Origin of the sequence: Kitasatospora sp. NPDC127121, assembly GCF_042677305.1 — a bacterium.
Lineage (GTDB): Bacteria > Actinomycetota > Actinomycetes > Streptomycetales > Streptomycetaceae > Kitasatospora.
In genome coordinates, this window is the sequence record NZ_JBHXTQ010000111.1 from 1 (window position 1) to 21,188 (window position 21,188).

Genomic DNA, 21,188 nt, shown 5'->3' on the forward strand with positions numbered 1-21,188 from the left:
CCCGCCCCCCCCCCCCCCCCCCGGGTTAACCGGCCCCCCCCCCCCCCCCCCTGTTCTCCCCCCCCCCCCGTCTTCCCCCCCACCCCCGGGGGGGGGGGGGGCCCCGGCGCCCCGCCACCCGGCCGGGTCAGCGCCAGCGCCAGGCGTGGTCGACCGGGCCGATCCCGGCGCCGAGCGCGAAGCCACCGGCGATCGCGCCGGTGATGTACGCCTTGGCCGAGCCGACCGCCTCCGGCAGCGACTCGCCCTTGGCCAGCCCGGCCGCGATCGCGCTGGCCAGGGTGCACCCGGTGCCGTGGGTGTGCCGGTTGTCGTAGCGCGGCGCCCGGTACCAGTGCACCTCGCCGGGCCCGCCGTAGAGCAGGTCCGCGGCCTCGCCCTCCAGGTGGCCGCCCTTGACCAGCGCCCAGCGCGGCCCGAGGTCGAGCAACGCCTTGGCGGCGTCCAGCATCTGCCCCTCGCCCTCGACGGTCCGGCCGGTGAGCTGGGTCACTTCGTGCAGGTTGGGGGTGGCCAGGGTGGCGACCGGCAGCAGCCGCTCGCGGACGGTGGCGACGGCCTCGGCGGCCAGCAGGGCGTCCCCGTGCTTGGAGACGCCGACCGGGTCGACGACCACCGGGGCGTCCACCCCGGCCAGCAGTTCGGAGACGGTCTCGACCAGTTCGATCGAGGCGAGCATGCCGGTCTTCACGGCCTGCACCCCAATGTCGTCGACCACACTGCGGAACTGCGCCCGGACGGCCTCGGCGGGCAGCTCCCAGTAGCCCTGGACGCCGAGCGAGTTCTGCGCGGTGACGGCGGTGATCACGCTCATGCCGTGGACGCCGAGGGCGAGCATCGCCTTGAGGTCGGCCTGGATGCCGGCGCCACCGCCGGAGTCGGAGCCGGCGACGGTGAGCACACGGGGAGGGGCAGTCGAAACCATGAGGTCAACCTACCTGCGCGCGTTCGGAGCGCGGCACCCTACCTGCGCGCGTTCAGAGCACGGCAACCTACCTGCGCGCATTCAGAGCACGGCCTCGGACTCCACCCAGCGGTCCTCCGGCACCGTCTTCAGCCGGGTCACCGCGTCGGCGATCGGCACCAGCTCGATCCCGGTCCGGCGCAGCGCGGTGAAGTGGCCGAACGCGCCCTGGTGGACGGCCTCGACGGCGTGCCAGCCGAAGCGGGTGGCGAGCACGCGGTCCCGGGCGGTCGGGGTGCCGCCGCGCTGGGTGTGCCCGAGGATGACCGGGCGGGCCTCCTTGCCGAGCAGGTTCTCCAGTTCGTGGGCGAGCCGGTTGCCGATCCCGCCGAAGGTCCGGTGGCCGTACTGGTCGACCTCGCCGTGGTCGAAGCGCATGGTGCCGGGCATCGGGGCGGCGCCCTCCGCGACGGCGATGATGGCGAACTTCTTGCCGCGGTCGAAGCGGTCGTCGACCATCCGGGCCACCGCCTCGATGTCGAAGGGCTTCTCCGGGATGAGGATGCCGTGCGCGCCGCCGGCCATGCCCGCGGTGAGGGTGATCCAGCCGGTGTGACGACCCATCAACTCGACGACCATGACGCGCTGGTGGGATTCCGCGGTGGTCTTGAGCCGGTCGATCGCCTCGGTCGCGACGTGCACCGCGGTGTCGAAGCCGAAGGTGGCGTCGGTGGCGTTGATGTCGTTGTCGATGGTCTTGGGCACCCCGACGACCGGCAGTCCGGCGTCGCTGAACAGCCTGGCGGCGGTCAGCGTGCCCTCGCCTCCGATCGCGATGAGCGCGTCGATGCCGATGTCCCGGGCCAGCGTCTTCGCGTTCTCCACCGCCCAGGAGATCCGCTCGCGCTGCACCCGGGCGGAGCCCAGGACGGTGCCGCCGAGGGTGAGCAGGCCGGTGACGTCGTCGTGCGAGACCGGCCGGGTGCGGCCTTCGATCAGGCCGAGGAAGCCGTCCAGGATGCCGACGATCTCGTCGCCGTGCACGTCCGTGCCCCGGTGCACGACGGAGCGGATCACCGCGTTGAGGCCGGGGCAGTCGCCGCCGCTGGTCAGTACACCGATACGCATGACTGGGTGCGCTCCCGCTCGCAGTGGTTCAGACCACCCACACCAGACGGCGGGCGGGCTCGGTTGTCGCCAGCCTACGCAAAACGGACCCGCGAAGCCCGTGCGCCGCGAGTGCGGGGGTCACGCGCCGCCCGCCGCGCGCCGGTGTCCGGGGGTCACCCGCCGTGTGCCGTACGACAATCGGCGCGGCCGCCCGTCACTCGGCGAAGTGGTCCCAGCCGCCGACCCGGTCCCAGGGCGCGCCGTCCACCGTCACCCGGCCGCTGCGGCTGCCCCGGGGGCGGCCGGTCACCTCGCCCACCACCCGCCAGCGGGCCGGGAGTTGGACCCCGCGCGGGAAGGTCGCCACGATCGCGTGGTCCTCGCCGCCGGACAGCACCCAGACCAACGGGTCCACCCCGACCGCCTGTCCGATGTCGGCCATCTGCGCCGGGACGTCGAAGTCGGCGGCCTTCAGGTCGATGTCCACCGCGCTGGCCCGGGCCACGTGGCCGAGGTCGGCGACCAGTCCGTCGCTCACGTCGATCATCGAGGTCGCGCCCAACTCGGCGCCGGCCGGGCCCGCGTGGTACGGCGGCTCGGGCCGGCGGTGCGCCTCGACGAAGGCGCGGGGGGAGCGGAAGCCGCGTTGCAGCACGGTGAGTCCGGCGGCCGACCAGCCGAGCCAGCCGGTCACCGCGACCACGTCGCCGACCTGCGCACCGGCGCGCGTCACCGGCGCGCGCCCCTGGAGGTCGCCGAGCGCCGTGATGGCCAGCGTGACGGTGTCGCCGCGCACCACGTCGCCGCCGACCACCGTCGCCCCGGCCACCTGGCACTCGTCGCGCAGCCCGTCCATCAGCTCGGTGGCCCAGGTGGTGGGCAGGTCGGCGGGGGCGACCAGGCCGAGCAGTATCGCGGTGGGCACCGCTCCCATGGCGGCCACGTCGGCGAGGTTCTGGGCGGCGGCCTTGCGGCCCACGTCGTAGGCGGTGGACCAGTCCCGGCGGAAGTGCCGGTTCTCGATCAGGACGTCCGTGGTGGCCACCACCCGGCCGTCCGGGGCCTTCACCACCGCGGCGTCGTCACCGGGGCCGAGGTCGACCGCGTCGGTGAGCGGCACCCGGGCGGTCAGCTCCCTGATGAGACCGAACTCGCCGAGCTCGCCCACGGTCCCCTGCATCTGCCGTCCTCTCGCATGTCCATACTGAACTCGTCCCCGTCGCGCCCCCGCGCGCAGCGTACGCCCTTCCGGGGTGTCGGGGTCTCCCCTCCCCGGCCCACCGCGCGGTAGCGTGGTGATCAGACTGCCGGTGAGCCCGTTCCCACCCCGACGACCGTCCGGGCGCTCACGGCGGCGATCCCCGTAACCGGCCGCCGGAGGTCCCCGTGGTACAGGCATACATCCTGATCCAGACCGAGGTCGGCAAGGCCACCGCCGTGGCCCAGTCGATCTCCGAGATTCCCGGCGTCCTCCAGGCCGAGGACGTCACCGGCCCGTACGACGTCATCGTCCGGGCCGAGGCCGACACCGTGGACGACCTGGGCCGCCTGGTGGTGGCCAAGGTCCAGCAGGTGGAGGGCATCACCCGCACCCTCACCTGTCCGGTGGTGCACCTGTAAGGCCCGGCTACCATCGGCGGGTGGCCAGAGAACTCCGAATCCCCCGGGCGCTGACGGCACTGCCGGCGCCCATCCGCTGGCTGGCCCTGCCGCTCGCCCTGACCTGCACGGTCGTCGTGCTGCTCGGCAGTTGGGGCTCCGCCGACGAATCGGTGGCGGCCCCCCGGCCGGGCGGCAAGGCGGCCGAGTACTGCCGCGCGCTGGCCGCGGCCCTGCCGCAGGAGCTGCTCGGCCACGCCCGCAAGGACCCGTCGCCCGCCTCTCCGTACGTGGCCGCGTGGGCCAGCTCGCCCCGCACGGTGCTGCGTTGCGGGATCGACCGTCCGGAGGAACTGGACGGCGAGCACGCCAAGGACTGGTCGCCGACCGTGGACGACGTCACCTGGTGGTCGCAGAAGCTCACCGACGGCGGCTACCGCTTCGTGACGACCATGCGCGCCGCCTACGTCGAGGTGACCGTCCCGGCCGGGGCCGCGGCCAACCCCTTCGACCCGGCCGCCGCCCTCACCGGCGCGGTGAAGGCCACCATCCCGGGCTGAGCCCGCGAGGGCGCCGAGAGGGCGGGCCGGGAGCTTCCCGGTCCGCCCTCCGTCGTCCGCGTGCGGCTACCGCAGGCCGGTCGAGCGGCGCAGCGCCGCCTGGAGCAGCCGGTCGATCAGCTCCGGGTAGGACAGCCCGGTGGCCTCCCACATCTTCGGGTAGGCCGAGATCGGGGTGAAGCCGGGCATGGTGTTGATCTCGTTGACCATCCAGGTGCCGTCCTCCAGCAGGAAGAAGTCCACCCGGGCCAGGCCCTCGCAGCCGAGCGCGTCGAACGCGGCCACCGCCTGGCGGCGGATCTCGGCGGTCTGCCCGTCGTCGAGCTTCGCCGGGATCTGCACCTCGGACGAGTCGATGTACTTGGCCTCGAAGTCGTAGAAGTCGAAGCCGTCGCCGACCAGCACCTCGGCCGGGAGGCTGGCCTTCGGGCCGTCCTCGGTCTCCAGCACGCCGCACTCGATCTCGCGGCCGCTCACGCCGGCCTCGATGATCAGCTTGGGGTCGTGCCGGCGGGCCTCCTCGATCGCGGCGTCGAGGTCGGCGAGGTCCTTGACCTTGGTGATGCCCATGCTGGAACCGGCCCGGCAGGGCTTCACGAACAGCGGCAGGCCGAGTTCGGCGGCCCGCTCGCGCACCGCGGCGCGGCCGGCCTCGCTCTCCCAGTCGCGCGGCCGCACGATGGTGTACCGGCCGACGCCCAGGCCGTGCGAGGCCAGGATCCGCTTGGTGAACTCCTTGTCCATGCCGACCGCGCTGGAGAGCACGCCGTTGCCGACGTAGGGCACGCCGGACAGCTCCAGCAGGCCTTGCAGGGTGCCGTCCTCGCCCCAGGGGCCGTGCAGCAGCGGGAACACCACGTCGACTTCGCCGAGGGCCTTGGGGGTGCTTCCCGGCTCGCTCAGGACGACCTCCCGGTCGCCCGGGGCGATCGGCAGCGCGACCTGCCCGTCCACGGACTCGGCGACGCCCGTGACGTCCGGCATCCGGCCGTCGGTGATGGCCATCCGGGCGGGCTCGTCGCTGACCAGCGCCCAGCGGCCCTCGGGGGTGATCCCGATCGGGAGCACCTCGTACTTCTCGCGGTCGATCGCCTTGAGCACGCTGCCGGCGGTGACCACCGAGACGCCGTGCTCGGAGCTGCGTCCGCCGAAGACCAGCGCGACGCGCGGCTTCGCAGCGGACGGGTTCGGGGAGGACTGTTCGATGCTCATATCGGGTTTGAGACTACCGTGCGAAGGGTTTCCGGGGCGTCAGCCGCCCCCGGCCACCGCCCCGGACCACCGCCGCGCCGTCAGCGCCGCTCAGCGCCGCTCGGCCTTCGCCGAACGGGACATCAGGGCCTGCAGCGCCTCCTGGGTGGGCCGCCCGTTGTGCACGACGTCCACCACCGCCTCGACGATCGGCATGTCGACGCCGTTGCGCCGGGCCAGGTCGAGCACCGACTCGCAGGACTTGACGCCCTCCGCGGTCTGCCGGGTCGCCGCGATGGTCTCCGCGAGCGACATGCCCCGGCCCAGGTTCATGCCGAAGGTGTTGTTGCGCGACAGCGGCGAGGAGCAGGTGGCGACCAGGTCGCCCATCCCGGCGAGCCCGGCGAAGGTGTGCGGGTCGGCGCCGAGCACCTCGCCGAGCCGGGTGGTCTCGGCCAGCCCGCGGGTGATCAGCGTCGCCTTGGTGTTGTCGCCGAGCCCCATGCCGGCCGCCATGCCGACCGCCAGGCCGATCACGTTCTTGACCGCGCCGCCGAGCTCGCAGCCCAGCACGTCGGTGTTGGTGTACGGGCGGAAGTACGGCGTGTGGCAGGCCGCCTGGAGCCGCTTGGCGACCGCCTCGTCCGCACAGGCGACGACGCTGGCGGCGGGCTGCCGGTTGGCGATCTCCCGGGCCAGGTTGGGCCCGCTGACCACTGCGACGCGCTCCGGGCCGACCTTGGTGACCTCGTCGATCACCTCGCTCATCCGCTTGGCGGTGCCGAGTTCGATGCCCTTCATCAGGCTCACCAGCACGGTCTGCGGCTCGATCAGCGGCGTCCAGGCGGCCAGGTTGTCGCGCAGCGTCTGCGAGGGCACCACCAGGACGGCGAAGTCGGCGCCGGCCAGCGCCTCGGCGGCGTCGGTGGTGGCCCGGACGGAGCCCGGCAGCGGCACGCCCGGCAGGTAGTCCGGGTTCTCGTGCGTGGTGTTGATGGCGTCGACGAGTTCCTGGCGGCGGGCCCACAGGACGACGTCACTGCCCGCGTCGGCCAGCACCATCGCGAAGGCGGTGCCCCACGAGCCCGTCCCCATCACTGCGCAGCGGGTCACCGGCCGCCCTCCTCGTCGTCGTTTCCGCCCTTGGCGCGCCGGCGTTCGGCGGCGGCCGCGGCGGCGCGGTTCCGGGCGGCCTTGCGCATGTCGTAGCGCTCGGCCGGCGGCTCCTCGCCGCGGACGTCGGCCAGCACGGCGGTGATCGCCGTCATGATGTCCTCGGTGGCGTCGCCCAGCACCTGGGCGGTGAGCTCCTGGCCCCGGTACTTGCTCAGGTCCACCGCAGGTCCCGCCGCCACGGTGACCCGGTGGCGCGGGAAGAGGTTGAACTTGCCCTTCCCGAAGCCCGGCCGGCCGTACGGCGGGATGATCTCGTGCGCTCCCCAGTGCGCGACCGGGATGACCGGCGCGCCGGTCATCAGCGCGACCCGGGCGACGCCGCTCTTGCCGGTCATCGGCCACAGGTCCGGGTCCCGGGTGAGCGTGCCCTCCGGGTAGAACTGCACGCACTGGCCGCCGTTGACGGCGTCGATAGCGGCCCGGAAAGCCTGCGCGGCATCGGTGGACTCGCGGAACACCGGAATCTGGCCGGTCTTGCGCAGCATGAATCCGATGAAGGGAATCGAGAACAGCGAGGACTTGCCGAGAATGCGCGGCGGACGGCCGCTGTTGTACTGCCAGTGCGCGTAGATCACCGGGTCGATGATCGAATTGTGGTTCACCGCGGCGATGAAGCCGCCTTCCTTCGGAAGGTGCTCCCAGCCCCGCCAGTCGGGCTTCACCAGCGCGGTCGTCACCGGCTTCACCAGCACGGCCGCGAAGCGGTACCAGATGCCGTAGTCGGCGTTGCCGAACTTGGCGTACGAGCGGCGGGCCACCCCAGGTCCTCCTCATCCGAAGCGGCACGTGGGGTGCCGCGGTCATAACCTCCCGGTGCCGCGCACCGGTACGGGACCGGTGCCCGGATCACGGGTGCGGAACAGTCTCGCCCGGCTGCTCACCGGCTGTCGAGCGACCGCACCAACCCGCCCGGCAGGCGTGATCAAACGCACGTCCGCACAGATCGGACGGCCTGGCGAGGGCTCCGGGACCGGCGTCACAATGACGCCGATGACCCAGGACACCGTACGCCCCAACGGGCCCGTCGCGCCCCCCGCACCCACCACCGACTGGTCGCTGGTGCTGCCGCTCAAGCCGCTCGCCCTCGCGAAGAGCCGACTGGCCCCGTACGCCGGGCCGCACCGGGCGGACCTCGCGCTGTCCTTCGCGCTCGACACCGCCACCGCCGCACTGGCCACCCCGGGCGTCGCCCGGGTCCTGGTGGTCACCCGGGACGCGGCGGCCGGCGCCCGGCTGGCGGCGCTGGGCGCGGTGGTGGTCGCCGACGAACCCGGCGAGGGCCTCAACGAGGCGCTGGTGCACGGCGCGGCGGCCGCCCTGGCACTCGCCCCGCGCTCGCCGCTGGCCGCCCTCTCGGCGGACCTGCCGGCCCTGCGCCCGGTCGAACTGGCCCGGGTGCTGGGCGCGGTGCCACCGGACGGCCGGGCCTTCCTGCCGGACTCCCCCGGCCTCGGCACCACGCTGCTCGCCTGCACCCCCGGCCGCCCGCTCTCCCCCGCCTTCGGGGACGGCTCACGGGCCCGGCACGCGGCCGGCGGAGCACTCGAACTGCGCCTGGCGGACGTGGAGTCGGTGCGCCGGGACGTCGACACCGGCGCGGACCTCGGCGAGGCCGCGGTGCTCGGCCTCGGCCCGTACACCAGCAGTCTGTTCGCCCGGCTGGCACGGGCCTGACCGGCGTCCCGCGGGACGCCGCCCGGCCGGTCGGGGCCGCTCGCTATGCTGCTGCCATGCAGGCCACCGCGTTCACCTTCGACCCCGCCACCCGGGCCGGCTCCGTGCTGCTCGACGACGGGACCCCGGTGCCGTTCGACGCGGCCGCCTTCGACGCCGGCGGTCTGCGGCTGCTGCGGCCGGGCCAGCGGGTGCGGATCCGCACCGAGGGCGCCGGCGAGGCCCGCCGGGTGGTCTTCGTGACGCTGCAGACCTTCCCCGACCCCGCCGCGGGCTGACCGCCCTCCGCTGGCCGTCCCCCCGCTGCTCCTCCCCCGCCGTCCGGCACGTCCGCCTTCGCGTTCCGTGCCTGGTCACCGTCGGTCGGAGAATCCTGACTAAGCGCCCGGAAATCGAAAGAGCCGCGGCGACCCGGTCTCCGTAATTCACGGAGGGGGGGTGCCGCGGCTCTCTGCCGAAGGCCGTCCGAGGACCGCTGCGCGGGACTACTTGGCAGAGGTCTTGCGCGCGGTGGTCTTGCGGGTGGCGGTCTTCTTCGCCGGAGCCGTCTTCTTGGCCGTCGCGGTCGCCTTCTTGGCGGTCGCGGTGGTCTTCTTGGCGGCGGCGGTGGTGGTCGCCTTCTTGGCGGCGGCGGCCGTCTTCTTGGTCGCGGTCGCGGTGGTCTTCTTCGCGGCGGCGGTGGTGGTCGCCTTCTTGGCGGCGGCGGCCGTCTTCTTGGTCGCGGTCGCGGTGGTCTTCTTGGCCGCGGCCGTGGTGGTCGCCTTCTTGGCGGCGGCCTTCTTGGCCGGAGCAGCGGCGGCGGCGGCCGTGGCGGCACGCTTGGTCGCGGCGCGCTTGGCGGCCGGGGTGGCGGCGACGCCGCTCTTGCCCGGGGTGAGGGAGCCCTTGGGGGCCTTCTTCACCGAGGGGCCTTCCTTCGGCAGCTTCTTGCTGCCGCTGACCAGGTCCTTGAAGCCCTGGCCGGGACGGAAGCGGGGCACCGAGGTCTTCTTGACCTTGACCTTCTCGCCGGTCTGCGGGTTGCGGGCGAAGCGCGCGGAGCGCTCCACCTTCTCGAAGGTGCCGAAACCAGTGACCGAAACCCGGTCACCGGCCACAACGGCACGGACCATGGTGTCGAGCACTGCGTCGACGGCCTCTGCGGCAGCCTTGCGACCGCCCAGCTGCTCGGCCACCGCTTCGACAAGCTGAGCCTTGTTCACGTCTTCCCCTTCGGAAACGGGCGCCGGATGATTCCATCCGTTCTTTTCGCACGTTAGGTATGTATCTGCGGACTTTCAATTACCAAACGCGCGAATCACCCTAGTGTCGCAATGGATTTGCGCGTCGGCGACCTCAGGCGACGGGCGGGCGCCCCTCGTCGAGGTCATGTACAAAGCGACTCAACCGCCTTGCCGCCTCCGGAAGATCGCGCTTGGCGGTCTCGGTGACGATGAGGAGTTGACGGGAGAGAGCGGTCTTTGCATCGGCAGACACGTTCAGCGCATGCACGCGGGCGTGAGCTTGCTTCAACCGCTCGGCCACAAGCGCGTAGAGCGCTGCGACTTCCTGGTCGTCCGGCCCCTCAGCTGGTGCGGAGGCGACGTCCGGCCGATCGTCAATTCGGCGTTCGGATCCCCGGCCCACGGACTCCGGAGCCGCGGGTTCGCCGCCCGCGTACGGAGGTTCATGGTGCCGGTGCATGTACTGATTGTGCCATCTACCCGCAGTTGTACTTGCGCGGGGCCCTCTCCGGCAAAGCCAAATGGGCAATCCGGGGTGGGCCGCGGCGCTAACTCGTGCTCCGGAACGGCGGATGGCCCGCCCCCCCGAAGGGGAGGCGGGCCATCCGGTGGATCGCCAGAATGCTTGTTCTGAGGGGATCTCAGGCAACCGGCAGAGTACGGGGCTTGAAGGCCGGACGGGTCGCTTCGAAGGTCGCGATGTCGGCCTCGTTCCGCAGGGTGATGCTGATGTCGTCCAGCCCGTTGAGCAGCCGCCACCGGACGTTGTCGTCCAGTTCGAAAGACGCGGTGACGCCCTCGGCCCGGACTTCGCGGGCTTCCAGATCAACGGTGATCTCGGCCGAAGGGTTACTCTCGGTGAGCGCCCAGAGCCGTTCCACGGTCTCTTGCGGCAGGACGACCGTCAGCAGTCCGTTCTTCAGGGAATTCCCACGGAAGATGTCCGCGAAGCGCGACGAGATGACCGCGTGGAAGCCGTAGTTCTGCAGCGCCCAGACGGCGTGCTCGCGGGAGGAGCCGGTGCCGAACTCCGGGCCGGCCACCAGGACCGTGGCGCCCTGTCGCTCGGGCCGGTTGAGGATGAACGACTCGTCCTTGCGCCAGGCCTCGAAAAGGCCGCCCTCGAAACCGGAACGGGTGACCTTCTTGAGCCAGTGGGCCGGGATGATCTGGTCGGTGTCCACGTTCGAGCGCCGCAGCGGAACGGCCCGGCCGGTGTGGGTGGTGAACTTCTCCATGGTTCTCAGGCCTCCACAGCCACGTTGGTGTCCGCCAGGTCGGAGGGCAGATCGGACGGTGCGGCCAGACGGCCCAGGACGGCGGTCGCGGCGGCGACCTGCGGGGACACCAGGTGGGTCCGGCCGCCCTTGCCCTGCCGGCCCTCGAAGTTGCGGTTCGAGGTGGAGGCGCAACGCTCGCCGGGGGCGAGCTGGTCGGGGTTCATGCCCAGGCACATCGAGCAGCCCGCGTGGCGCCACTCGGCGCCGGCCGCGGTGAACACCTTGTCCAGGCCCTCCTCCACGGCTTGCAGGGCGACCCGGACGGAGCCCGGGACGACCAGCATCCGTACGCCGTCGGCGATCCGGCGGCCCTCCACGACGGCGGCGGCGGCGCGCAGGTCCTCGATCCGGCCGTTGGTGCAGGAGCCGACGAAGACGGCGTCGACGGTGACCTCGCGCAGCGGGGTGCCGGCCTCCAGCCCCATGTAGGCGAGGGCGTTCTCGGCGGCCGCGCGCTCCTGCGGGTCGGTGAAGGAGGCCGGGTCCGGCACGTCGGAGCCCAGCGGGGCGCCCTGGCCGGGGTTGGTGCCCCAGGTGACGAACGGGGTCAGCGCGGCCGCGTCGATGAAGATCTCGTGGTCGAAGACCGCGTCCTCGTCGGTGCCCAGGGTCGACCAGTACGCGACGGCGGCGTCCCAGTCCTCGCCCTGCGGGGCGTGCGGACGGCCCTTGAGGTAGTCGAAGGTGGTCTCGTCCGGGGCGATCATGCCCGCCCGGGCGCCGGCCTCGATGGACATGTTGCAGATGGTCATCCGGGCCTCCATGGACAGGCCCCGGATCGCCGAACCGCGGTACTCCAGGACGTATCCCTGGCCGCCGCCGGTGCCGATCTTGGTGATCACGGCCAGGATCAGGTCCTTGGCGGTGACGCCCTCGGGCAGTTCGCCCTCGACCGTGACGGCCATGGTCCGGAAGGGCGCCAGCGGCAGCGTCTGGGTGGCCAGCACGTGCTCGACCTGGCTGGTGCCGATGCCGAACGCCAGTGCGCCGAAGGCGCCGTGGGTCGAGGTGTGGGAGTCGCCGCAGACCACGGTCATGCCGGGCTGGGTCAGGCCCAGCTGCGGGCCGACCACGTGCACGACGCCCTGCTCGATGTCGCCGAGCGAGTGGATCCGGACGCCGAACTCGGCGGCGTTGCGGCGCAGCGTCTCCAACTGCACCTTGGACACCGGGTCGGCGATCGGCTTGTCGATGTCGACGGTGGGGGTGTTGTGGTCCTCGGTGGCGATCGTCAGATCGGTGCGGCGGACCGTCCGGCCGGCCAGCCGCAGCCCGTCGAAGGCCTGCGGGCTGGTCACCTCGTGGAGCAGGTGGAGGTCGATGAAGAGCAGGTCGGGCTCTCCCTCCGCGCGCCGCACGACGTGGTCGTCCCAGACCTTCTCTGCGAGTGTCCGTCCCATCGGATTCCCTCCAGCCGGCCGCGTTGCCGGCCTTCTCGTGTCGTCGAGGTCGGAGCTCCCGCCGCCCTGTGGCGGGCGCGTTCTCGCGACCTGCACGCCGGATCGCTGTCCACGATGCGGACACTCTGGTGAGGTCGCATCCTGGATGTCTCCCGGGCTGCTGCATCCAGAGTGGCGCTTTTCCCGGAAGATTGAACTTGCGTCTCGCGGAATGAGACTGCAGTCTTAGGGCATGGACAACTCTAGCGGCGTCGGCGTTCTCGACAAGGCCGCTCTGGTGCTGAGCGCACTGGAGTCGGGCCCCGCCACGTTGGCGGGGCTGGTCGCCGCCACCGGTCTGGCGCGCCCCACGGCCCACCGGCTCGCCGTCGCACTCGAACACCACCGTCTGGTCACCAGGGACATGCAGGGGCGATTCATCCTCGGCCCCCGTCTCTCCGAACTCTCCGCCGCGGCGGGCGAGGACCGGCTGCTCGCCACCGCGGGCCCGGTCCTGACCCACCTGCGCGACGTCACCGGCGAGAGCGCACAGCTCTACCGCCGCCAGGGCGAGATGCGGATCTGCGTAGCCGCCGCCGAGCGGCTCTCCGGCCTGCGGGACACCGTCCCGGTCGGCAGCACCCTGCCGATGAAGGCCGGCTCGGCCGCCCAGGTCCTGCTGGCCTGGGAGGAGCCCGAGCGGCTCCACCGCGGCCTCCAGGGCGCCCGTTTCACCGCCACCGCGCTCAGCGGCGTCCGCCGGCGCGGCTGGGCCCAGTCGATCGGCGAGCGTGAGCCGGGCGTCGCGTCCGTCTCCGCTCCCGTGCGCGGCCCCTCCAACCGCGTGGTGGCCTCCGTCTCCGTCTCCGGCCCGATCGAGCGGCTGACCCGTCACCCGGGCCGCCTGCACGCCCAGGCCATCATCGAGGCCGCGAACCGGCTCACCGAGGCGCTCCGCCGCGGCTGACCGCCGCCATCCGGAAAGGGCCCCGCGCAGCACCACCGCGCGGGGCCCTTCGGAATGCTCCGGGAAATACAAAAAAAGACCCCGGAAACCGGGGCCTTGAATTTCTGGCTGGGGTACCAGGACTCGAACCTAGACTAAATGAACCAGAATCACTCGTGCTGCCAATTACACCATACCCCAACGCAAAGCAAGGGCCGATGGGATAACCCACCGGCTTCATGCTCTGAAGTACCCCCGACCGGATTCGAACCGGCGCTACTGCCGTGAGAGGGCAGCGTGCTAGGCCGCTACACAACGGGGGCTTCCTGGTGATCCCTTGCGGGATCAGTACCCCCGACCGGATTCGAACCGGCGCTACTGCCGTGAGAGGGCAGCGTGCTAGGCCGCTACACAACGGGGGCTTGTTCTTCACTTGTACTGCTGGACTTGCGTACTGCGCTGGGGTACCAGGACTCGAACCTAGACTAAATGAACCAGAATCACTCGTGCTGCCAATTACACCATACCCCACCAGAGTTGAACCCCTGTCGGGGCCTTCTCAGGCGTTGCGCCTCTCGTTCGGGGCCGGGTGGAGGGTTTCGCTCCCTCGTCCGTTCCCTCCCGGGCGGCGCAGAAAGAACATTACCCGACGCCGGCCCCGGCTCCAAAATCGATAACCCCAGGCAGCGGCCGGGCGACCTGGCGGTGACGTCCCGGCGGTGACGTCCGGGCAGGCAGCGGGCCCGGCACGAGGCCGGGCCCGCAGCCTGCTCAGCGGCCCGCTCAGGCGGCCGGCAGGGCCTCCAGGGCGGAGTTCAGCCGGCGCAGCGTCTCGGGGCGCCCGAGCAGCTCCATCGACTCGAACAGCGGCGGCGAGACCCGGCGGCCGGTGACGGCGACCCGCAGCGGCGTGAACGCGAACTTGGGCTTGATGCCCAGCCCGTCCACCAGCGCCTCGCGCAGCGCGGCCTGGATCGGCTCCGGGCTGAAGTCCGCGAGCGCCTCCAGCGCCTTGACGCTGGCCTCCAGCACCGGGCGGGCGTCGGCGGTCAGCGCCTTGGCGGCGTCGTCCGGGTCGACGGTGAAGTCGGCCGGGTCGACGAACAGGAAGCCGGCCATGTTCACGATCTCGCTCAGCACGACCATCCGCTCCTGGGTGAGCGGCGCGATCTTCGCGAGCAGGTCCAGTTGCTCGGCGGTCGGCTCGGCCGGCAGCAGCCCGGGGGCCTGGAGGTACGGCACCAGGCGGCGGACGAAGTCCTCCGGGGCCAGCTTGCGGACGTGCTCGGCGTTGATCGCCTCGCACTTCTTCAGGTCGAAGCGGGCCGGGTTGGCGTTCACCTTGGCGATGTCGAAGGCGGCGACCATCTCGTCGATGCCGAACAGGTCGCGGTCGTCGGCCAGCGACCAGCCCAGCAGGGACAGGTAGTTGAGCAGGCCCTCGGGGATGAAGCCGCGCTCGCGGTACAGGTTGAGCGAGGCCTGCGGGTCGCGCTTGGAGAGCTTCTTGTTGCCCTCGCCCATCACGTACGGCAGGTGGCCGAAGCGCGGGGTGGTGCCGTCGCCGACGCCGATCTCGGCGAGCGCGGCGTACAGCGCGATCTGCCGCGGGGTGGAGGAGAGCAGGTCCTCGCCGCGCAGCACGTGGGTGATGCCCATCAGGGCGTCGTCCACCGGGTTGACCAGGGTGTACAGCGGGGCGCCGTTGGCCCGGACGATGCCGTAGTCCGGCACGTTCTCCGGCTCGAAGGTGAGCGTGCCGCGCACCAGGTCGTCGAAGCTGAGGGTGCGGTCGGGCATCCGGAAGCGCAGGATCGGCTCGCGCTTCTCCAGCTTGTAGACGGCGACCTGCTCGTCCGTCAGCTCGCGGCAGTGGCCGTCGTAGCCGGAGGGCTTGCCGGCCGCGCGGGCGGCCTCGCGGCGGGCGTCCAGCTCCTCGGTGCTGCAGTAGCAGTGGTAGGCGTGGCCGGCCTCGTGCAGGCGGCGGGCGACGTCGGCGTAGATGTCCATCCGCTGGGACTGGCGGTACGGCTCGTGCGGGCCGCCGACCTCCGGGCCCTCGTCCCAGTCGAAGCCGAGCCAGCGCATCGCGTCGAGCAGCTGGTCGTACGACTCCTCGGAGTCGCGGGCCGAGTCGGTGTCCTCGATCCGGAAGACCAGCGTGCCGCCGTTGTGGCGGGCGTAGGCCCAGTTGAAGAGGGCCGTGCGGACCAGGCCCACGTGCGGGTTCCCGGTCGGGGACGGACAGAAACGAACCCGGACGGCCGGGTTGCCCGCGGCGGAGCCGCTGAGCTTTTCACTAGCCACGCTTGATCACCTTGTTGGTGAGAGTGCCGATGCCTTCGATGGAGACGGCGACCTCGTCGCCGACGTTGAGCGGGCCCACCCCTGCGGGCGTGCCGGTGAGGATGACGTCGCCGGGCAGCAGCGTCATGGCCTCGGAGATGTGGACGATCAGCTCGGCGACCGAGCGGACCATCTGGGAGGTGCGGCCGGCCTGCCGGAGCTCGCCGTTGACCGTGCAGGTGACGGCGAGGTCGGCCGGGTCCAGGTCGGTCTCGATCCACGGGCCCAGCGGGCAGGAGGTGTCGAAGCCCTTGGCCCGGGCCCACTGGCCCTCGCGCTTCTGCACGTCCCGGGCGGTGACGTCGTTGGCGCAGGTGTAGCCGAGGATCACCTCGGGCACCCGGTCCAGCGGCACCTCGCGGCACATCCGGCCGATCACCACGGCGAGTTCGGCCTCGTGCTGGACGTCCGAGGAGAACGGCGGGTACGCGATGTTCTCGGTCGGGCCGATCACCGAGGTGGACGGCTTGAAGAAGGTGAGCGGCACGTCCGGGACGTCGTTGCCCAGTTCGGCGGCGTGCGCCGCGAAGTTGCGGCCGACCGCCACGATCTTGTTGGGGAGCATCGGGCTGAGCAGCCGGACGTCCTGGAAGCGATAACTCTCGCCGGTCGGCTGGGGCTGGCCGAACGGGTGGCCGGCCAGCGCGTGGACGACCAGCGAGTCGGGCTGGGAAGGGTCGCCCTCCACCACGCCGAAGGAGACGCTGCCGGCGGCAGGGCTCCCTTCCCGGACGGAAAACCTGGCAATGCGCACGGCTGGGATACCCCTCGCTTCGTCGACCGCCCGGGGCGCGCCCGGGCGCTGGTGGGCGCCTCGCCCACAGTGGGCGCGGCCCCGTCAATCGTCGTCCAGGCTATCGCGTGGGGCCCCGGCTGACCGCTTTGCCCCTGTTCAGCGCGGTCGGGCCGCGAGCCCCGGCGACCGCCCGGGAACGCCGCAGGGCGCCGCGGCCGCCCTCGGTGGCGCGGCCGCGACGCCCTGTCGGAGCGGGGGTCGGGTCAGTCCTGCACGACGACGGGCGCCGGGGCGACCATCAGCTGGGTGCGGCGCGGGTTGGCGGTGCTGGCCGGCAGTTCGGTGCCGTAGGTGACGGCGTCCTCGGGCTTGCGGGCACCCGGGATCGTGCTGAAGTCCGCGACCGAGGCCAGCGTCGTCCGGCGCGGGTTCGCCGTGGAGCGGCAGGGCAGCGTGGACTTGGTGGCGGCCTTCTTCGCCTGGGACATCGAGAGCACCTCGTGGTCGCGGCCGGTCGGATCGCGGCGGATCGTCACCGGCCTGATTGATTCCGAATGATTCGGAGGGGTTCTGGGCAGGCTGATCGGGGCCGTGCTCCGGAGACAGCCAGGTTACGAGATCTCATTCCACAGGGACCGTGACCAAAGCTACACATTAGACTGTGATTTTGATCACAAATTCATGAGCGAATTGCAGATATCCGACATATCGCCGCAACGGTATTTTCCGGCATATCTCCGATAACGGTCATTCCGGAAGGTCTGTGACTCTTTTCGATCTCGGGCCGGGTTGGCATGTATCCGGCGAGTGTCCGAAAAATGCGGTATTCCGGTCCTGTTGCGACACAGTCAGTGAAGTCACGCACGCGTTCGGTAGCGCCGCGCGGCGTGTCCTGGCGGCCCTTGTTGGGATTCCCCGGCTGTGCTGGAATGCCACGGACCGTGGGTAGGGAGAAGTCCACCCCGGCGACGCGCTCACCCGGACCAGCCGGGGAGCGGAAGGAAACTCGACACCGTCCGGTCCGCGGCGACGCGGCGGGACGCCCGGTCCAGAGGTTGCGACGCCAGTGCAGGGACGTTTCAAAAGGGGTAGCGGCGGCGCGGGTAACCCGGAGTCGCACGAGCCCGTGGCAGCCCCCCAGCAGGCGGCGGCTCCCGGCAGCCCGGCCGAGCCGGTGGTCCCCGAGGCCCCCGGCCACCCGGAGGACGACGGCCAGGAACGGAAGTCCGCCCGGGACAAGCTCCGGACCACCCTGACCCGGCGACGGGCCACCGGTCTGAGCCGGCTCGCGATGCGCAACTGGCGCATCCGGACCCGACTGATCGCCCTGCTCGCCCTGCCCGTCCTGGTCTCCCTGGTCCTCGGTGGCCTGCGGATCCAGGCCTCGATGCAGAACTCGCAGCAGCTCTCCCAGATGGCCAACCTGTCCGACCTGGCCAAGAAGGCGACCAACCTCGCGGACGCCCTGCAGACCGAGCGCGACATCAGCGCCGGCTACATCACCGCGCGCCCCAACGACCCGCTCGACGACGACATCGTCACCGCCCGCAGGGCCACCGACGACCTGAGCCGCACCTTCACCGCGTCCTCGGACAAGTTCGAGAACCTCGAACTCTCGGGCGGGAAGGCGCTGCTGTTCCAGATCCGCAGGGACCTGAACTCGATCTCGGACGCGCGCAACACGCCGTACCAGAACAACCAGAACATCCAGTCGACGATCACCGCCTACGACGTGATCATCCGCGACCTGCTGGCCATCACCCAGGACATCGCGCTCGCGTCGAACAACACGGACCTGCTCGTCGCGACCCGCTCGCTGCAGCAGTTCTCGCTGGCCAAGAACGCCACCTCGCAGCAGCGCGCCCTGATCGGCGCCGCACTCGCCAACCCCAAGGGCCCCGACCTCAGCCCCAGCGACGAGTCCTTCGGCATCCGCCTGCGCACCTCGTACGACAACTCGCTCACCAGCTTCAACAACATCTACACCGCGCACGACCTGGACAACCTGCGCGGCCAGCTCAGCTACAACTCGGTGATCGCCGACGCCGACCGGTACGCGCGCTCGATCCTCCAGCCGAGCGGTATCCACCAGACCGACCCGGTGACCTACAAGGACTGGTACGAGAAGGCCAGCGCCAAGATCACCGCCGAGCGCCGGATCGAGTCCAAGCTCATCGAGGACCTCGACGGCAAGGCCCAGGACCTCCAGTCCCAGGCCGACACCGAGGCCATCATCATCGGTGCCGCCATCGCCCTGGTGCTGCTCGTCGCCCTCGGTGGCGCCGGTCTGATCGCCCGCTCGATGGTGCGCTCGCTGACCCGGCTGCAGGCCGCGGCCGAGGACGTCGCCGAGCGCCGCCTGCCCGAGCTGGTCAAGACCCTCTCCGAGAGCGACCCGCACGACGTCGACACGACGGTCGAACCGGTGGCCGTCGACTCCACCGACGAGATCGGCCACGTGGCGCACGCCTTCGACATGGTGCACAGCGAGGCCGTCCGCCTCGCCGCCGAGCAGGCCCTCCTGCGCGGCAACATCAACGCGATGTTCACCAACCTCTCGCGCCGCAGCCAGGGCCTCATCCAGCGCCAGCTGTCGCTCATCTCCGAACTGGAGAGCCGCGAGGCCGACCCGGACCAGCTGGCCAACCTCTTCAAGCTGGACCACCTCGCGACCCGCATGCGCCGCAACGGCGAGAACCTCCTCGTCCTCGCCGGTGAGGACCCGGGCCGCCGCTGGACCAGGCCCGTCCCGCTGGTCGACGTGCTCCGCGCCGCCGCCTCCGAGGTGGAGCAGTACGAGCGCATCGAACTCGCCGCTGTACCGTCGGCCGAGGTCGCCGGCCGCGTCGTCAACGACCTCGTCCACCTGCTCGCCGAGCTGCTGGAGAACGCCACCTCGTTCTCCAGCCCGCAGACCCGCGTCCGGGTCACCGGCCACGCACTGCCCGACGGCCGCGTCCTGGTCGAGATCCACGACACCGGCATCGGCCTGAGCCCCGACGACCTCGCCGAGATCAACGAGCGCCTCGCCAACCCGCCGACGGTGGACGTCTCGGTCTCCCGCCGCATGGGCCTCTTCGTGGTCGGCCGCCTGTCCCTGCGACACGGCATCCGCATCCAGCTGCGCCCCAGCGACTCCGGCGGCACCACCGCGCTGGTCATGCTCCCGGTCGACGTCACCAACTCCGCCGACCGCCGCGGCCCCGCCCGGCCCGGCCCCGCCCAGGCCAAGCAGCAGCGCGGGGTCGCCCCGACGCCGCGCCAGCAGCGCCAGGTGCCGCCCGGCCAGGGCGGCCCGGCCGCGCTCGGCCAGGGCCCGGCCGGCGGCGCCCCGCAGGGCGGCCGCCCGCAGCTCGGCCAGGGCGGCCCGACCGCTCCGACCGGCCCCGGTGCTCCGACCGGACCGAACGCTCCGGGTGCTCCGGGTGCTCCGACCGGACCGGGTGCGCCTGCCGCGCCCGGCGGCCGGGCCGGCGGCCTGCCGACCCGCCAGGTCGGCAAGTCGCTGCGCGAGAACCCCGTCCAGCCGGGCCAGCAGGGCCCTGGCCAGCAGCCCCAGGGACCCCAGGGCCCGGGCCGGCAGGCCCCTCAGCCCCAGGGCCAGAAGCCGACCCAGCAGGCCCCGCAGTCCCCGCAGCCCCAGCAGTCCCCGCAGGGCGGCCTGCCGCAGCGCGGCCCGAACCGGCCGGGCCCGGCGCAGGGCGGCCCCGGCGGTCTGCCCCGCCGCGGCCAGCAGCAGCCCGCCCAGGGCCAACCCGGTCAGCAGCAGCCCACCCAGGGCCGCCCCGGCCAGGAACGGCCGCGCCCGGGTGGCGAGTTCGACGGCGGTCCGGGCCCCCGGACCGGCGAGCAGCCGCAGCACGGTCGGCCGGGTCGGCCGGGCGGCGCTCCGCAGCAGCAGGGCGCCCGCCCGGGCAACCGCCCGCAGGAGGGCCTGCCGCAGCGCCGGCCGGCCCCGCAGGGCCAGGGCGGCCCCGGTCAGGGCGGCCCGCAGGGTCAGCCCGGTCCGCAGGGCCAGCGCCGCCCGCAGCGCCCCGGCCCGGACGCGCCGCAGCGCGACCGCCAGCCGCAGCTGCCGCCGCAGCAGCAGGCCCAGCCGCTGCCGTCGGCCGAGCCGGCGTCGATGGAGAGCACCCAGCAGTTCGCCCGGCCGCGCTTCGAGGCCAGCCAGATCGACCCGCGTGACCCGCTGGGCCTCGGCCTGGTGGAGCCGGTGCTGCCGAACCCGGCGCGTCCGGAGCCGGTCCGTCAGGAGCAGGCCCGGCCCGAGCCGGTGCGCCAGGAGCAGGCCCGGCCGGAGCCGATGGCCCTGCCGACCGGCCCGTCCGGGGGTGCGGCCGAGCAGCCGTGGTACCCGCAGGAGGGCGGGCAGGAGGCGCGGCCTCGGACGTACCAGCCGCGCCGGCCCGGCACCTCGGCGCCGGAGTTCCAGCCGTCCGACCCGCAGCGCCGACAGGGCCGGCCGGCCCAGGCCCAGCAGCCCCAGGCTCCGCAGCAGGCCGCGCAGGCCCAGGCCCCCCAGGCCCCGCAGCCCCAGGCCCCTCAGCAGGGCCAGCAGCCGCAGGGCCAGCAGCAGCCGCAGCAGGGCCAGCAACCGCATCCCGGCACCGGGGACGCCCCCTGGCGCCCGTCCGCGAACGACGAGCGCTGGCGCCGCGCCGAGCAGGTCCGCGAGCCCTCGACCAGCGGCGTCACGATGTCCGGTCTCCCCCGGCGGACCCCGCAGGCCAACCTGGTCTCCGGCACCGCCGAGGCCTCGCCGCTGACCGGTCCGCAGGTCTCCCGGGCCCCCGAAGAGGTCCGCGGCCGGCTGACCAACCTGCGCCGCGGCATCCAGCAGGGCCGCCGGGCCGGGGCCGAACAGGCCAACCAGCCGGGCTCCCAGCATGGTGCCCAGCAGCCCGGATTCGATAGTTTCGGTGGCCGGACCGACGGCAACGGCGCAGATCACCAGGAGCGTTGAGTTGAATCAGATGAGCCAGGCCGCACAGAACCTGAACTGGCTGATCACCAATTTCGTGGACAACACCCCCGGGGTGTCCCACACCGTGGTGGTCTCCGCCG

Annotated in this window: 19 protein-coding genes, 4 tRNA genes and 1 pseudogene; 7 read left to right on the plus strand and 17 right to left on the minus strand. The window is 72.3% G+C overall.

Going from position 1 to position 21,188, the window contains the following annotated elements; translation table 11 throughout:
• Window positions 1-127: 127 nt before the first annotated feature.
• From thiD to ACFVHI_RS34300, 3 genes are all read right to left on the minus strand, one after another.
• The gene (gene thiD / locus ACFVHI_RS34290; RefSeq protein ID WP_063347702.1) at window positions 128-925 is read right to left on the minus strand and encodes a bifunctional hydroxymethylpyrimidine kinase/phosphomethylpyrimidine kinase; all 798 of its coding nucleotides are present in this window, start codon (window positions 923-925) and stop codon (window positions 128-130) included.
• Between the two features lie 81 nt (window positions 926-1,006).
• Complete coding sequence (locus tag ACFVHI_RS34295; protein ID WP_063347703.1) at window positions 1,007-2,032, minus strand: 6-phosphofructokinase; 1,026 nt, start codon at window positions 2,030-2,032, stop codon at window positions 1,007-1,009.
• A gap of 196 nt (window positions 2,033-2,228) precedes the next feature.
• Window positions 2,229-3,194 (minus strand): thiamine-phosphate kinase, encoded by a 966-nt coding sequence (locus ACFVHI_RS34300; protein ID WP_063347704.1) that lies wholly within the window; start codon window positions 3,192-3,194, stop codon window positions 2,229-2,231.
• A gap of 206 nt (window positions 3,195-3,400) precedes the next feature.
• Between ACFVHI_RS34300 and ACFVHI_RS34305 the strand changes: the two genes are divergently transcribed.
• Both ACFVHI_RS34305 and ACFVHI_RS34310 read left to right on the plus strand, forming a co-directional pair.
• Window positions 3,401-3,634, plus strand: coding sequence for an Lrp/AsnC ligand binding domain-containing protein (locus ACFVHI_RS34305; protein ID WP_363375953.1), 234 nt, complete (start codon window positions 3,401-3,403; stop codon window positions 3,632-3,634).
• A gap of 20 nt (window positions 3,635-3,654) precedes the next feature.
• Window positions 3,655-4,173 (plus strand): DUF3515 domain-containing protein, encoded by a 519-nt coding sequence (locus tag ACFVHI_RS34310; RefSeq protein ID WP_380345813.1) that lies wholly within the window; start codon window positions 3,655-3,657, stop codon window positions 4,171-4,173.
• Window positions 4,174-4,239: 66 nt separating this feature from the next.
• Here ACFVHI_RS34310 and ACFVHI_RS34315 read toward each other — a convergent pair whose 3' ends face one another.
• From ACFVHI_RS34315 to ACFVHI_RS34325, 3 genes are all read right to left on the minus strand, one after another.
• Window positions 4,240-5,385 (minus strand): D-alanine--D-alanine ligase family protein, encoded by a 1,146-nt coding sequence (locus ACFVHI_RS34315; protein ID WP_363375958.1) that lies wholly within the window; start codon window positions 5,383-5,385, stop codon window positions 4,240-4,242.
• Window positions 5,386-5,475: 90 nt separating this feature from the next.
• Complete coding sequence (locus ACFVHI_RS34320) at window positions 5,476-6,459, minus strand: NAD(P)H-dependent glycerol-3-phosphate dehydrogenase (RefSeq protein WP_079135606.1); 984 nt, start codon at window positions 6,457-6,459, stop codon at window positions 5,476-5,478.
• A gap of 14 nt (window positions 6,460-6,473) precedes the next feature.
• Window positions 6,474-7,298, minus strand: coding sequence for a 1-acyl-sn-glycerol-3-phosphate acyltransferase (locus ACFVHI_RS34325; RefSeq protein WP_063347708.1), 825 nt, complete (start codon window positions 7,296-7,298; stop codon window positions 6,474-6,476).
• 232 nt (window positions 7,299-7,530) lie between these two features.
• On the opposite strand from ACFVHI_RS34325, the gene cofC reads away from it, so the two are divergent.
• Together cofC and ACFVHI_RS34335 are read left to right on the plus strand one after the other, a co-directional pair.
• The gene (gene cofC / locus ACFVHI_RS34330) at window positions 7,531-8,214 is read left to right on the plus strand and encodes a 2-phospho-L-lactate guanylyltransferase (RefSeq protein ID WP_063347709.1); all 684 of its coding nucleotides are present in this window, start codon (window positions 7,531-7,533) and stop codon (window positions 8,212-8,214) included.
• 56 nt (window positions 8,215-8,270) lie between these two features.
• On the plus strand, window positions 8,271-8,492 hold the full coding sequence (locus ACFVHI_RS34335) for a hypothetical protein (RefSeq protein WP_063347710.1): 222 nt from the start codon (window positions 8,271-8,273) through the stop codon (window positions 8,490-8,492).
• A gap of 207 nt (window positions 8,493-8,699) precedes the next feature.
• On the opposite strand, the gene ACFVHI_RS34340 is transcribed toward ACFVHI_RS34335, so the two are convergent.
• The 4 genes from ACFVHI_RS34340 to leuC all read right to left on the minus strand — a co-directional run bounded on the left by ACFVHI_RS34340 (window position 8,700) and on the right by leuC (window position 12,117).
• Window positions 8,700-9,416 (minus strand): HU family DNA-binding protein, encoded by a 717-nt coding sequence (locus tag ACFVHI_RS34340; RefSeq protein ID WP_063347711.1) that lies wholly within the window; start codon window positions 9,414-9,416, stop codon window positions 8,700-8,702.
• Window positions 9,417-9,549: 133 nt separating this feature from the next.
• On the minus strand, window positions 9,550-9,897 hold the full coding sequence (locus tag ACFVHI_RS34345; protein ID WP_371517045.1) for a hypothetical protein: 348 nt from the start codon (window positions 9,895-9,897) through the stop codon (window positions 9,550-9,552).
• 181 nt (window positions 9,898-10,078) lie between these two features.
• Window positions 10,079-10,675: a 3-isopropylmalate dehydratase small subunit gene (gene leuD, locus ACFVHI_RS34350; RefSeq protein ID WP_063347712.1), complete on the minus strand. Its 597-nt coding sequence runs from the start codon at window positions 10,673-10,675 to the stop codon at window positions 10,079-10,081.
• A 5-nt stretch (window positions 10,676-10,680) separates the two neighbouring features.
• Window positions 10,681-12,117, minus strand: a complete 1,437-nt coding sequence (gene leuC, locus ACFVHI_RS34355) for a 3-isopropylmalate dehydratase large subunit (RefSeq protein ID WP_063347713.1) — start codon at window positions 12,115-12,117, stop codon at window positions 10,681-10,683.
• Window positions 12,118-12,349: 232 nt separating this feature from the next.
• Here leuC and ACFVHI_RS34360 point away from each other — a divergent pair, with 232 nt between their 5' ends.
• A complete protein-coding gene (locus tag ACFVHI_RS34360; RefSeq protein WP_063347714.1) occupies window positions 12,350-13,063 on the plus strand; it encodes an IclR family transcriptional regulator in 714 nt (237 codons plus the stop codon).
• 105 nt (window positions 13,064-13,168) lie between these two features.
• Here the strand turns inward: ACFVHI_RS34360 and ACFVHI_RS34365 are convergent.
• The 7 genes from ACFVHI_RS34365 to ACFVHI_RS34395 all read right to left on the minus strand — a co-directional run bounded on the left by ACFVHI_RS34365 (window position 13,169) and on the right by ACFVHI_RS34395 (window position 16,660).
• A tRNA-Gln gene (locus ACFVHI_RS34365) sits at window positions 13,169-13,243 on the minus strand.
• A 49-nt stretch (window positions 13,244-13,292) separates the two neighbouring features.
• Window positions 13,293-13,365: transfer RNA gene (locus tag ACFVHI_RS34370), tRNA-Glu, on the minus strand.
• Window positions 13,366-13,391: 26 nt separating this feature from the next.
• Window positions 13,392-13,464, minus strand: a tRNA-Glu gene (locus tag ACFVHI_RS34375).
• A gap of 37 nt (window positions 13,465-13,501) precedes the next feature.
• Window positions 13,502-13,573 (minus strand) — tRNA-Gln (locus tag ACFVHI_RS34380).
• A gap of 252 nt (window positions 13,574-13,825) precedes the next feature.
• A complete protein-coding gene (gene gltX, locus ACFVHI_RS34385) occupies window positions 13,826-15,349 on the minus strand; it encodes a glutamate--tRNA ligase (RefSeq protein WP_363375967.1) in 1,524 nt (507 codons plus the stop codon).
• Window positions 15,342-16,142 carry a fumarylacetoacetate hydrolase family protein gene (locus tag ACFVHI_RS34390; protein WP_063347716.1) on the minus strand — a complete coding sequence of 267 codons (801 nt, stop codon included), beginning with the start codon at window positions 16,140-16,142 and terminating at the stop codon, window positions 15,342-15,344. The genes gltX and ACFVHI_RS34390 overlap by 8 nt, the downstream gene beginning before the upstream one ends.
• Window positions 16,143-16,387: 245 nt before the next feature.
• A complete protein-coding gene (locus ACFVHI_RS34395) occupies window positions 16,388-16,660 on the minus strand; it encodes a hypothetical protein (protein ID WP_347878533.1) in 273 nt (90 codons plus the stop codon).
• A gap of 590 nt (window positions 16,661-17,250) precedes the next feature.
• On the opposite strand from ACFVHI_RS34395, the gene ACFVHI_RS34400 reads away from it, so the two are divergent.
• Together ACFVHI_RS34400 and ACFVHI_RS34405 are read left to right on the plus strand one after the other, a co-directional pair.
• On the plus strand, window positions 17,251-21,087 hold the full coding sequence (locus tag ACFVHI_RS34400) for a nitrate- and nitrite sensing domain-containing protein (protein WP_380345819.1): 3,837 nt from the start codon (window positions 17,251-17,253) through the stop codon (window positions 21,085-21,087).
• 10 nt (window positions 21,088-21,097) lie between these two features.
• Window positions 21,098-21,188: pseudogene (locus ACFVHI_RS34405) on the plus strand (roadblock/LC7 domain-containing protein); the annotation flags it as partial.